At 45.8% G+C, this 13939-nt stretch carries 8 protein-coding genes; 2 read left to right on the top strand and 6 right to left on the bottom strand.

The genetic code is table 11. The features are described 5' to 3' along the window. Positions 1-2 precede the first annotated feature (2 nt). The 6 genes from ACJJIT_RS10755 to csrA form a co-directional block, all read right to left on the bottom strand. The gene (locus tag ACJJIT_RS10755) at positions 3-413 is read right to left on the bottom strand and encodes a very short patch repair endonuclease (protein WP_444898362.1); all 411 of its coding nucleotides are present in this window, start codon (positions 411-413) and stop codon (positions 3-5) included. Between the two features lie 58 nt (positions 414-471). Beyond that, positions 472-2322 carry a DrmB family protein gene (gene drmB, locus ACJJIT_RS10750; protein ID WP_444898361.1) on the bottom strand — a complete coding sequence of 617 codons (1851 nt, stop codon included), beginning with the start codon at positions 2320-2322 and terminating at the stop codon, positions 472-474. A 29-nt stretch (positions 2323-2351) separates the two neighbouring features. After that, positions 2352-5675, bottom strand: coding sequence for a helicase-related protein (locus ACJJIT_RS10745; protein WP_444898360.1), 3324 nt, complete (start codon positions 5673-5675; stop codon positions 2352-2354). A 3-nt stretch (positions 5676-5678) separates the two neighbouring features. Continuing rightward, positions 5679-7430, bottom strand: coding sequence for an NERD domain-containing protein (locus tag ACJJIT_RS10740; protein ID WP_444898359.1), 1752 nt, complete (start codon positions 7428-7430; stop codon positions 5679-5681). Then, positions 7430-10714 carry a DrmE family protein gene (locus ACJJIT_RS10735; protein WP_444898358.1) on the bottom strand — a complete coding sequence of 1095 codons (3285 nt, stop codon included), beginning with the start codon at positions 10712-10714 and terminating at the stop codon, positions 7430-7432. Before ACJJIT_RS10735 ends, ACJJIT_RS10740 begins: the two co-directional genes overlap by 1 nt. A gap of 1310 nt (positions 10715-12024) precedes the next feature. Then, the gene (gene csrA / locus ACJJIT_RS10730) at positions 12025-12204 is read right to left on the bottom strand and encodes a carbon storage regulator CsrA (RefSeq protein ID WP_444898357.1); all 180 of its coding nucleotides are present in this window, start codon (positions 12202-12204) and stop codon (positions 12025-12027) included. 710 nt (positions 12205-12914) lie between these two features. On the opposite strand from csrA, the gene ACJJIT_RS10725 reads away from it, so the two are divergent. Both ACJJIT_RS10725 and ACJJIT_RS10720 read left to right on the top strand, forming a co-directional pair. Beyond that, positions 12915-13376, top strand: a complete 462-nt coding sequence (locus ACJJIT_RS10725; protein ID WP_444898356.1) for a Tse2 family ADP-ribosyltransferase toxin — start codon at positions 12915-12917, stop codon at positions 13374-13376. Between the two features lie 2 nt (positions 13377-13378). Continuing rightward, complete coding sequence (locus tag ACJJIT_RS10720; RefSeq protein ID WP_444898355.1) at positions 13379-13612, top strand: hypothetical protein; 234 nt, start codon at positions 13379-13381, stop codon at positions 13610-13612. Positions 13613-13939 lie beyond the last annotated feature (327 nt).

Here is a 13939-nt window from a genome sequence, read left to right as displayed (position 1 = left end):
GATCACTCAACAGAATCGTGGAGCGCTATGATCCTATTAACCACAGACTCCAGATCATTCTTTATTTCATGCTCCCAGACACGAACAACCATCCAGCTACGTTCATCGAGGTTTTTATTGTTCCTGATATCTCGCGCCACATTCCCGGCTATTTTCTCTTCCCAGAACTTTGCTCTGGTCTTAGGTGCTTGGTAGTGTTTCGGACACCTATGCCAGAAACAGCCATCTACAAAGACAGCAATCCTTTTTCTCGGAAAAATAATATCTGGCCTTCCAGGCAAACTGTTCTTTATTCGATATCTCAAACCAGAGGCCCAAAGTGCTTTCCTTAGTACAACCTCCGGCTTGGTATTCTTACCCTGTATACGAGACATGCAATATGCACGCTGCTTAGGAGATAGAACGTCTGCCATTAGTAAAAGCCCGAATCACAAGCAGTCATCAAAGATACATTCTTTTTTAAATCACAAGTTAACCTTTAACAACCGCGTTCAGTAAATCACCAAAAAAACCAACAGATTCATCTTCGGGTTCACCAATCACCATAAGACGATCAAGCAGGCGATTTCCCTCTTCGCAACTGGTCTCCGGAATCAGAGCACATGCATGACAAGCAGCCAGATTCAACGTATCACTCCCCTGACCACTACTTTCCGTACAGAGAGGATCAGAGGAACAGTTGGCTGCATCGACCAGCGCATTTCTGAGGGTCTGTTCTAGGTGGTCCTTTTTCCCTTGAAGAACAAGGCCCCCTAACGTCCCTTCCGCATCCGATGCCGCTGTATAGATCAGTATGCCTGACATTTTTTCCTTGCCATTCTGCACACAATACAGCCTCTCCCTCAGAGAAGAACTTCCATAGCCACAATCAAAGCTCAGACGACGAATAAGAAGGTGCGCCAATGTATGAAGGAGCAGAAATGCCGGAGAAATTTGACGAAGCTCCCTGCTACGCGAAAGGTTTACATCGTTCAGCCTTTGCTGTACTTGTTCAGACCTGCGTTGGACCTGCTCTCTGCCGGTCCATTCATCAAGCAACTTCTGATTTAGAGTAATGAATATCCCTTCACCGAAGGCTCTAACAGCTGGATACCAATTACGTTTATTTTTTGATAATGCAGCAATACTTTGCTGTCCAGATTCACTCGAACCTGGAGGGTTCAAGCGAGAGAAGCCTGTAAGCGCTCGGGTTTCCGTCAACTTTTCAATCAGTACAATATTGTCGAAGTAAGGCTGTATCTCCGGATCATAATCGGTGACCGACTGAGGGCTGAGGTTTAAATCATCATTTTGATTTTGGCACCTGCCAGATAAGAAAGCCTTGTATTCCGCGAGTCGAAATTCGTCTTCGGTAAGATCTTTTGATGATTCATTGATCATACCAAGCCGTTCATTCACCGCTTCTGTAAGCTCAACGAGAGATACGTCATGCATTTCTGAGAACTGTTCAAGACGAGCCGGATCAGCACGCCCGTCATCAGATCCACTGCATAAGAAATTCCAGAATTTAGTTCTCGCTATAAGCCTTCTTATTGCGGTCGAATGAGGCGGTATAAGAATTGAGCTTACCACCTGCGAAAAGTAAACATTTGTCGCACCCCGCTGAAGTACCCTGGGAGGGTGACTAGCAGAGCATGGGTCGGCAGAATCAGGCCCCAGCCAGGGACGGCTTCCTGTACACCCGTATTCTTTCAGAATATCGGGAGATCCCGCTCCCATCATCGATCTTTTGGAACCGCAGCTAAGACACTCGACATTCAGTCCCATTAATCCAGCACGCCCAGTCGCACTAAGTCGGAGATTCGGATTGCTGCAACCAGCCCCCCGCGTCAGCTTCTCTTTACGGGGAGTGTGCGCCCATTCCACCCATGGAAAGTCATCTATATGCCCATCCTCACAGGCAGTGATAAAACGTACCGCCGTAAGTTTCGGTCTGCGAAGTTCGGAAAAGCCCGAACAGGACTGTCCCCCTGACCGGGGCTTAATCGTTGAACTGCAACGGCGCGGTGCACGATCATTCCATTCGACTTTCTGCATTGTGCGACATCTAGGGCACACCTGCCAAAGAGGAAAGCGTACAAACGGAACTGTACCGCCCGGAATATCTTTCTCAGGTGCCTGTATCGGCTCATAAAATACATCCACTCCAAGCCGCCTGGCGAGACGATCGTCAACGAGCTCTTGGTCAGGCCCGGTTTGCCAAGCTTCTATACCTGCATGCATAAGTGTTTCCTGAGGAAACTCCATTATTGCGCCTACACCGAACGTAGAGATCAGCTGAGATTTTCTGACCCTGCGTTCCTTACTGCTTCTACCTGCCATTTCTCTGATTCCCTACACTCAAATACCCTTTAGTCAGGATATACACTCAGAACTTCTGCCTCTGATTCTTTGTCAACGGAGCGCATGGAACTCGGCGTAGACCATGAGGCATCAGTCCACTCGTCAAGCTCAGGCATTCCAGCCGGATGCATTAGCGGCAGCTTATCTGGGTCCGGAGAAGAGAAACTCCCCCATTCGTCAAACGATTCATTTATCCAGTGATTCTGTAAACTGGAGAGTTGCTCGACAAACACCTTAAGATGCTCGGAATCAATTGCTCTGCATCGTTCGATCAATTCATCAAATGCAGCGGATATTTCTGGCTGATTAAAATTCACATCACCTGGGACTTTCCAGCCACCAATATGCCTACCAACGATAACAGTCAACGCATGCAAGGCTCTTTGCAGCGAGGGAATTGAATAAGGCGTAACACTGGTCGGCTCGACATACCGGTAAAGTGAGGCGTGATATGCACGGAACTGCTCAAAATGAGACCTATCTCTGGGTTTCCCCGGGTTATACATCGTGACAACCAAACCCGGTGAATTTTTGGAGCGACCTACACGGCTGCTTGCCTGAATGTATTCCGAAGTGGTTTTAGGCTGGCCTATAATCGACATAAGACCAAGGCGATCCACATCCACACCGACGGAAATCATGTTTGTGGCAAGGAGCGCATCAACCGGTCTTTTCCCAGCCCCCTTTTCCTGAGGGTAGGAAACTTCCAGATCCTCAAGTATCTCTGGAATTTCCTGAGCTGTTTTTCGGCTTGTAAGCTCTTCTATAGAGTTAAGCCACCGGTAGTCCCTGCGCTCACCTTTGGTTCTGTTTCTGATCGTCAGGATATGTTCGGGAATATCTGCTTGAAGTAATGTGAGCGCTTGACCAAGCTCTCGGAGACTATTGAAGTACTGCACCAATGTCCAATACGGATCTCTCAAGGACTCTGGCGAACCTTCGGGGAGATCGAGCGCATAGCAGCCCTGTAACAAACTTGCGGATGTACGTACATTTGCTGTTACAAAAGAAGAGGCTGCCGATGCGAATACGCCAGTATACAGTCGTCCGGAGGCGTCCGGATTTTCTGTAGCAAAATAGGAATCAGAGATGTCCAACCCCGGTGGAGGAAACTGGAATGTGGGGCGATTATAGAGCCCCTTGCATTGCTCCTCCGCTCTTCTAATAGTGGCTGTAGATCCTACTATTTTTGGTTTAATGCCATTGCGTGCACAGAGAAGATCGATCACCCCTTCATATAAACCAACTACTGTTCCAAGCGGACCGGATATCAGATGCAACTCATCCTGGATGATCAAGTTCGGAGGGGAAACCGACATACCGGCCCCAAAAATCCTGCCTGACTGCTCGCGCCATGCCAGCATGGCAAACTTATCAACAGTACCAATGAGCAGTGTGGGAGGCTCATTATAGATATCATCGTCGGTGACAAGCACCGGGATAGGGTTCTTCATTGTGCTATAAACACAGCGAGAATCGGGACAGACAAACAGAACTTTCTTTGGTGTCCGACCTGTCGCGCGGTAACCCAGTCTCCCATGCTCATTCAGGCGTGTCCCACAGAACGGACACTTTAATAGCTGAAACTTATTTTCCGTTTCTCTAGGTTTGGAAACCAAGCTATTTAGGGTATACGTTGCTTCCTTACGGGTATTCGGTGTAAGCGACTGCCCAACCCATAAACCAATTGTTATCCGGTCTTCCCCCAACTCCTCAGGGGAACTCTGCCGGATAGTTTCGCACGCACAAATCAATGCGCTTGCTCGCTGGAATTGTTGTGCTGTCAGCAAGCGTAGCGTGTACCTCATGAGCACTGTACAGCCGCTGTCAGAAGGATTGAGCAAGCGCCTCAAAAAAATTGTGTATGCTGCAAGTCCCAGATAGGCTTCGGTCTTACCACCACCTGTTGGAAACCAGATGAGATCAACAAGATCCCTGTCTTCCGGATATTCTCCTTCTAAATCCGGAGTGACCGATGGCAAGTTCATCAGAATAAAGGCGATCTGAAACGTACGCCATTTCCCCATCCAGGATTTGCTCGGAGTGTAATCAGCTGTTAGGTCTTCCCATTCATCGCCAACACTACGGGTTTTTCTGCGTGAGTGGTATTGCTGCATGAGGATGGCTCTGTTTGCTAGTGAGAACGCGCGCAGTGCCTCTTCGGAGCTCTCGAGGAGGTTGATTCCTCTCCGTATTCTTATACATGCTTCATTACATTTAGCCAAATGCCGTTCAGCGGCGGCAGCGAACGCAGGATCCAACAGTACAGCCTCACTGGTCTGTAGACGTATCCATTCCTCATAGTCTTCAACCAAGGCCTTAAGTACATCCGGAATCCGGCCTGTCTCTGTGCCATCCGCCCCTCCTGCAAGTACCTGCATACTCAGTTCATCGCCACCCCGCTGCCGGGGCTCTACAGGAGGTATCTTCAGCGTCGGTAAACTATCTGTTTCAACCAAACCTGCTCTGTTGCCGGAAACCTGGCCCCAGTTAACTGCACAGCCGTGTCCCAACCCGAATGAGAGACGATTGCGGAACAGCAGCCTAAGCCCCTGTTCTTCTTTATCATCCGAAGAGGATGTCAACTCTTGGTAAGGGCAGAATACAGGGGCTTGTCCATCTGCCTCAACACTGAATCCAACCTGGAAATAGCAATCAGCAGGTGAAACCATAGGGCCATCCTGCGACTGTTTCGTATTGTAAATTGATACTGTAACCAGACGCGTACCATCCTTTCTGCGCCGGACGATTCCTCTGATCTGAAGGGATTCATGTGGACTGGATTTCTGTATCTTTATGTCCTGCTGACTATCCAGGGACAGTGAAACTCTGACAGGTGAAAGTTTCAGCTCTGTGCGCTTCCAAACCACAAACTCTCGCGTTTCTTCCTTACGCTTTTCACTCGTATAGACAGCAGCACGGGGAGTAATAAAAAGCCCACTACTGACATCGTCACAGATAAAGGAAATACCCATAGCCGCTGGCATATATGTATTCGCCATAGTGATGGTATCATCATTGCCAACCAACATTTCCTCTCTTCCAGGCTTGCGGTTGGTTTCTGCGATATCGATTTCCTGTACTGCGGTATTTTCTGTCGCCTCACCCAGGTTTGACTTATTATTACCAGCCGAGACGCCGTCATCTTCGATTTCCAGATTGGTTATCTGAGACGGGAATAACACTCCAGCAGAATAGCGCTGGCGTGGTGACTCATCGAGCACCTCCGCTGGTTCTGAGGGACCAATTAACTCTTTACGCAACTGATCAATCAGTGCGCTTCTGAATGTTTCCTGGGGGGATTCCTGTTTGAGATTACTTGAATCAGCCAAAAGTCACACCTCATCCTTAATGCTATCCAACATTTCACGAACTTTCTGGTTGTAGACAACCCTCAACTTCTCAGGCAACAAAATAACCAGTTCAACCCTCGCTCGCGACATACCCACATATAAAACAGACTTCCACCAGTCGGACTCAAAGTCATTTATGTCAGTTAAAATAATCACGTCTGCCTCAAGCCCCTTAAAGGCAGATATGGTAGTGCGGCGAACAACGTCCTCCGCATTCTTATTTGTCAGGCATGCTTCATCCAGATCTTTAACTTCACTCCCCGTCAGTTCACCTGCAACAGCTTTCGCACCAGAGCTCCCGGAGAGTATTACTACATCCTTTCGGCTGATACCACCTGATACAATCCTGTTAATTTGCTTTTTAAGGAGTTTTTTCTGGTCAGACGATTTCGAATACCAAACATAGCGAACTGGAAGCCCTTCGACACGAGCTACAGCCAGCATTTCAGGGGTTGTGAGCATGCTGGTCTCATCATGAATTTGACGAGTATTTCGGCAGTTTATAGTCAGCAAGTGACTGACGCCAAACTGCTCCAGCCGGGAAATACTTGAGGGATCAGCCTTACCATACACCGCTGCCTGATTATTATCGTCCATAAACCAGCGCCAGCTACCAGACTCAAGTCCACCAGACAAACACAACCCAAGAAAATCGAGGACCGACTCGGTTATGAAGTCCTGGCCTTCGTCCACGATGAGCATGTCCCACGAATTTTCATCATTTAGCTTCGCAAGGGATGCATATTCTGGATATAGTTCTCGATAGATTAAATCGGGATCTTCCTCATCCTGTTTCGCTCTGAATTCATCTATGTAAGGAGAGCTGCGAATGAGCTCGTCCATATATTGATAAACAGAGCTGACTTGAATATTTTCAGAATACTGGGAGCAGAGGGGGTCAGTCTGTAGTTTTGCTGCAAGCAACCTGTTATAACATAAAAGGAGTACACTTTTTCTGGACCTGGCAGCATTCAGAACTTCTCGACGAGCAAGCTCTGTTTTCCCTGTACCAGCAGCGCCCCGAATAATAATTCTCGGTCTACCTACCATGGTATCTAGCAACTGGTACTGTTCCTTGGTGAGCTCCAGCAGCTCTTCTTCTGTTTCTTTAGCTTTTGACCAAAGCGGAGGCAGTAAATCAAAGTCACCACGGAGAAAAGTGGACAATACCTCCAGATCTTTGGGGGTCGGTCGCTGCAATGATGTGTTCTTTTTTTCGAAAAAGCTGGCTATTCTGCTGATATAATGAGATATCGGTTGTCGTGAATCCTCAATACAATAGGTTAAATCTCGATCTCCATCTGTCCCAAATTCAATAGTGCTTTCACTTGTATTAGGCAGCATCACCCCATAGCCCATAATGACTTTGTGCAGCGGGTGACCGCCCATGAATTTCGCCCGAACATCCCTCTCAAGTGCGAACATTGCAGATGAAGCCTGCTCGTAAGGGCTTTCGTGAAGCTTCGAATATTCATTGTACTTATTCTGAGTCTGCCAGATCCCCCCGTTCCTGCTGATTCTTCCACCTTTCACCTCTATGATAAACACCCCTCTATCACACAAAATGACGAAGTCTATTTCTCCTCGCCTTTTTGTCTGATGTCGCGAAAGTCCAAGTGAGTGTATAATTATCCAGTTATCTGTATTTGGGGCGTCCTTGAGGAGGCGGAACATTCGTTTTTCTGCACTGCTTTTAACATCAGGGTGGATAGTCTGCGGTATCATTCTGGCCATTAAATACTCTCCCTGAGTTGATTAACCGTGGAAAGCGGAACCATGACACTTTCATCCTCCACATATTCCACCTGGGCAAGTAACAGACCATCACCGACATCTAATGGAGCCGTCAGATCGACCAACTCAGCCATTCGACCTCTCAAGCTGGAAAGAACTCGTTCCGCTATCATCCTCGAAACTCGCAAATGCTCACCCCAGACCTTTGAAATCGCATTTGCACACTCTGCCATTTTTTCCTGAAACTCTTTATCGCCAGTCACCTGAACAATAGCCTCAAGATCACCACTAGCATAATTTCTTGGGCCAATAAGTGATTCACTTTCCAGCCACATTTTCAACGTTACAATATGACGCTTGCATCCTGCAGCTTCCAATCTCCTTTTCAGTTCGGCTAATGAAAGCCTGTTTTCAGCTACGAATTCCTTGAGTGATTTCTGCCATAACTTAGCAGTTTTTCTCATCCCATGAGGGAGACCTGCATCTGCAAGCTCACGGATAGCATCACGGTTTGCACCATGCAGAAATACGAGCACATCGCCTTCAGTAAGGTCTTTAACTTTTACAGGGCGGAGCTTATCTTTACTAGTATTTTCATCGATGACACCCGGTATCAGATGGGAGGCAGACAAGGCTTCATGTTCCTGAGTAAAAAAAGCGTGAGCACTACCATTAAAAGCAACCATCCGCGCTTCAGTATCAGCGAATTCACCTTCTTTTAATGCTGCATGAACTACTTGTTGTCTAAATCGGAAATCCTGCTCTTCATGCAATGCATGATCTGCAATTCTCTGATCGATAAACGGAGGTACATAAGCAGGAGGAGGGCTCCAGGGGTAATTACCATTAAAAATTGCAGATCTGCGACTACTCTCAGCACGCTTAGTTTTTGACCTCTCTCGTCTGCCGTAAAAAGCGGATCGCCATTCATCCTCAAACGAATATAGAATGAATAATATTTTCCGGGCAGGAGGGTTTGAAAGAATTTCCCAAGCCTTTCTGTAGCCTGGCCAGTAAGGAATGATGAGCGTTCCGTACTCCTGTTTATGGACCTTTTGCCAGGGCAGGAAAAGCTGGCCATCTTTCAACTCAGCTTGCAAAAGGGATAGGTTTGCTGGAAAGCGGGGAGGTGCAAGAACCCTTGCGTCGGTAGCAGAGTTGACAGTTTCAATGATGGCGTCTTCCTTCAGGTTGACTGTCTCTAGCTTTAGTGAGAAACACCGTAGCGACTCTATCACACCAAGTGTAAGTGCCTTTTCTTCCGTGCTCAAATACAGGCTTTTCTGTGTCTTTTCGAATAGCTGGCTCAGACTACGGATGACTTTACTGTATACACTCGACAATGAAGTCAATACCACCGGGGTCCTGATAAGTTCCAGGCTAATACCAAATAGCTCGTCACGAATCGCCAGTAGCTCATCTGTTGCATCCTCACCCGCCTTACGTGCTTCTGCATCAAGATGATAAAGATCAGCTTTTGCCTTCTGAGCATCTGAGCTATTCAGCACCTGGACACTTGGCTCCAAAACCAAGCTGCGAATTACAGAGTAATCATTTTGACTGAAAGGGTGTGCATCGTAAGTATTTGGCGCTCTACTACTAAAAAGCTCTTTCGCTTCTCTTGAAGACCACTCCCAAAAGTCGTAACTGTTATTTTCAAGGCTACTGATCGTGTCTGTATCTTTCTCTTCTGCGATACAAAGCACTCTTGTACCAAGAGAGTGAATCTGATTGAGTGCTGAAAGTCTGTTTCTATTGGTCCCGCTTAGATCAATCACCACTAAATCCTTGTGGGTTAAATCCTGTTCCTCAAGTATTTCAGCAGCCAAATCCAGATCTGAAATAGTTGTCAGTACACATTCCGTTGTTCCAAACCTCGAATCCCACCGTTGCAGCTCACCGTCTTTTTTGATATGTCCCATCGGTATAACACCTGAAAGCGGGTGTCCGTGTAGCCGCACTTCCGATACAAGCGACCGAATAACAGATACCTTTGAAACCAACCATATGCGACTGAAAACACTGTTAAACTGCTGAGGTAAAGCCAGATGAAAAAGTGCCTCTGTCCCCGCAAGCGTTATTTCCGCACAGTCTATCTGTGTCGGAATATCACCTCTAGGAATGGCATTGTCAGGCGCGGGGGACAATCGACTGATTTGATCCACCGGAATAAAGGAAGAAGCCTCAGTTTTCTCTCCTTTTCTGGTCGAACGGCGCGTAAGCCGGATATAATTATTGCCCTGGCATTCCTCTATACCATCATAAATCGCAATAGCATTGTTATCGGCCCTGACTTTCTGCCCTAGTGTAAACGATGGTGTATCGCCAGTGGAAGCCGCATCATAAGCTGCCCCCAAAGATGCACCGAAAGCAATTATAAATGGAGTGATGCCTGAAACCGGAAGAATCAGAGCGGAACGTTCCAGGCTATCACTTAAGGTCAACGTCGGGCATGCAAGAGCTGTATTAATCAGGGAGAATTCACTGTAGCTGTACTCAGTCTCTCTGTAGGTCACTACTAAGTCTCGGAGGAACGGCCAGGAGGTATAAAGATCAGAAATAACTTCTTCGATAGGTTGAGCAATGGTGCCAATAAAACTCATAGCGGTGGCTACAACATACATATCATCTAACAGCCCAATTATGCCGATGTCATCTGGAACTGTGTCTTCATTCAAATGCAGATAAGACAGAGCCCCTCTGGCCCATGTTTTTTGTTCTGTAGTCCACTCATCGCTATCGGTAAGAACGTTTGTCAGTTTTTTAATATTTCGCAGAAACCGAGTTACCAAAGAGGTAGACTCACCCTCACCGAAACTGGCCACAAAGCGAGCAGTTTGCTCCAGGATTTCGGCATCATTTTTCCCGCTACTGCTGGCAAGATCGAGTAGCATCGATTCCGCAACCTGCTTTTCTTTCGGCGAAAGTCCCCGGATCTCATCTACTACCTGAAGGCTTCCATCATCAGATATCTCATGGAGAGCAAAGCCTGCAATAAATGCCTTAACCGAAGAGATAGCATATTCACCTGGCGATTGCAGGAGCTTCAGAGCACGGCGTATTGTTTTTGACCTGCTATCATCGGGGTAGCGCCTAAGGAAATTGATTAGATCTACCGTATATTGGTGATAGCTTCTTTCAGCACTGCTGAATGGAGGGTTATTTCTTAGGTGTAAAGAAGCATTGCGGATTAAGCTTTGGTCCTTATCTGATGGATCCAGAGTAATATTGAGCAACGATTCCCTGATATGCAAACGATCTTTATGAGTTAATTGAAAATCCATATCTTCGTCAATTCTTGACCATCTTGCCTTAAAGTTATTGGCCAATTAGATAAACTCATGTCCTGCACCTTATCCATTGGTCATTTACTATTCCAAAAGCTCTAATCCAATCTGTCAGTTTAACTGCCAGAGCTTTACAGTATATTGAATACTTATGCACATCCAACTGCCTTTTCATCATTTCCACTTTCTGCGCAAACGAGTGTGACCCTCCTAAAGTCTCGGCGAGAGCTCGTACGCTTAGTTCCTGATCAATTCTCGGCTTTTTAATCTCAGAGACCAGGGCAGCATATTAAAATGATGAAATGTCCCCAGCATTGTACTGATTATTGGTACGATTCGCCATGCACCCCAAAAAGTTATATGAGGGCAGCAGCAATGCCCCCTAGCTGGACAAAAGACCTTCGAATGGCACAGAGTTTGGATTTTGGAAAGCTATCTGGAGGAGTTCTTCAGGTGGGAAACCTAAGTCTTTTAACTGCCGCTACAGAAAGAAAATTAATCATAGTTTATCGACGACAAAATAATTGGTGTTCCGGAGGGGGGAGGAGGAAGGTTACGTTACAGCTAAAACTATTGACTCACAAGGGTTGGGCAACCTTCTTGCAGAGCCTGAGAGAATATCAAATTCCTCTACATCTAATCAGAGATAGCTATTTATTACATAGGCCAGGAGAAAATTGCGGGGCATTAGAAAAATACGGCTAATCTAACGGGAGATGAGGAAAGATTTCTGAGGATTACTGTTCCTAAAGGTCTTAAATTATGTGTGGATTTTACTATGGCCCGATGACTGATGTTACTAATTTTGCTGGCGTGACTGTCTTTCTGGCAGTAATGGCTTGGCTTTCCAAGAAGGCTGATTTTGATGGTGGTTGGATGGCCTCTGATTGCCACTGATCGAAAGGGTTTATCACCCTAATCATATCCCTTCAGATAAACCCATAATTGGAGTGGAACTTGCGCTATTAAAAGTATGGGAAGTTAAAGTTGTCGCGCACAGAGAGAGCTCTTATATTCACCAAAAGCACATTGATCCTATACACCAACGCCTGATGCTCTCTTAAGTGATAAACTATGCAGTTGAGGTGCTCTATGGCAAGACCAAGTAAACCAGCCAAAACCACTCGTAACGTAAACAATACTCAGATTTCAGTGGATAGCCTCTACTGGGCTGGGTCTTCGTATGACCACCGTTCCACTGAAATAAACAAAGCGAAAGCGCTTTAGTGTCTGATAAAATTTAGTTTCTGCACTGGCTTTAGCTCGCGGCCGGGCCTCCTTCCTTGGAGCATTTGTCCTCAACACCCTCAATTGCCTACTTTGTGTTCTTTTTCAATGCGCACATAGATCTCTTCTCGATGTACGGGAAGAGATTTAGGGGCGCGGATGCCTATCTTTACTTGATTTCCCTTCACTTCTAACACTGTGATCGAGACATTCATTCCAATTCTGAGGTTTTCGCCTGTTCGGCGCTTTAGGATCAACATGTTTGTTTCCTAGCGATACTCAAGCTGTGGGTGGGCATTCCCTGGAGGGAAGTTTGGTAAGTGATACTTGGTGGAAGAGTGGGGTGGGGCGCGGGGGCGGTGGGCGCAGAATAGGAAAAGGCGGGCGCTAGGCTCCCAGAGCTTGAAGAATCGCTCCAAGCTGCTAATTGTGCTCCACTTTATTGAAGACGAGCGGGTTTCTAGCGTAGTATGCATACAGCCATCTTGATAGCGTCCTTATCAATTTGGTTAGCTGGCCCCTGGTGTTGCAGCACCTTGGGTCAGCGCCTTTTCTCTATTCTTACTTTACGCTGCCGTTCTCCTGTTGAAGAGGTGACTCTTTTTAGAAAATTCCTGGATCTATCTTTAGGGTGGGCCCTTACAGAATTTGCCTACTCACTGCCCTAAAATCTGATAGTTATCAGTCAATTCTACGCAGAATTGATACTTAGAAAAACCTAATAAATTCCAATAAGATAATTTTGACGCCTATATTTTTCTATATGTTCGTATAAGAGCTATCAGGTTTTTATTGTGCAGCCAGTGTTTTGTGACTTTCTTCTTTAGTCAAAACGCTCGAAGATTTATACTTCAATTCGCTGAAAGTGCAGGATCGTCTTTGCGCTCTGCCTACCATGTATTGCACTTTACTACTAGCGGAGAGAGCAGAGTAAAGCGAAAGCTTAAGAATACAAGGAGAGTTTTAATCAATGAAAGAAGATGAGAAGGAAGATCAATTTTTTGTTGATAAACGAGAGCTAGGGGAGCTTTTTGACTCTAGCTTTGATCTGAATGTGAATCTATTTAGAGGAAGAAACCCTAACAATAGTGATCCAATCCTGTATCCAATTTTGAAGTCATTTCTTCTATCTAATGGCCGTGTTCGAAATGAAGACATCAAGACTTATAGAAAGGGTGGAGAGTTATGGGTTGACTGTAAATCTGGTGGGATATCACTATTTGATGCTAAGGGGTGTCCAGTTAAGTCTTGGGAATACTTCTTGCTTTCATTTGATAATACCAAAATCCCTAAAGGTTTAGTGATTACAAAGGATGATTGGCATAAGAGATTTAAGTGTTTTCATTACACGATTCGCCCAAATTGGGATATGCCGGTTACCAAATTTTGTATGTTGCTTGACAACCTAGCAGAATGTTTACAGAAGGTATGAACATGCTTGATATAGCCGATATTTTAAACTTGGTACGATTGAACGAACTCGAGTTACAAAAAATATATAAAGAATTAGAGTCTGAAGACGAAGAAACACGAAATAATGCTGGTGAAATTGTAATTCAGACTGAAAACCTGGCTAAAAAACTTAAACAAATGTATGAGGGCAAGAACCCCGACTACTCTGTTTATCCAAAATATGACGACTACATAGAATTAATTGGGAAAAGTTAGCGAGTTAAGGTGTTGGAGAAAAGCAGCAGCTTTGCCGTATTTTTTTCCATGCTTAAAGACTTAACGTAAAAATCGATGTCGCTGTGTCAGATAAGAGTCAGGCACTAGATGGATGGAGGCTCGAGAGGAGCCTCCATCCTTTGGGAGGGTGTTCAAAATTCTGTGTTCATCATTTGACTCCCTGCTTTTTGTTTTAAAGCTTTATCAGTATTTCTCTAGCAGAAGTGAGTAAGATTGACAAAGTTTGCAGATACTATATGGCTTATCTGCCAGGGCTATTAGGCTAGCCAGGTAACTCAGGTTTCTCTGGACCACGATTCGAGTCAA

Source organism: Microbulbifer mixtoriginis (SeqCode) (assembly GCF_052467515.1).
Note: the sequence above shows the minus strand (reverse complement) of the source record. Positions and strands in the feature narration are given on the sequence as shown.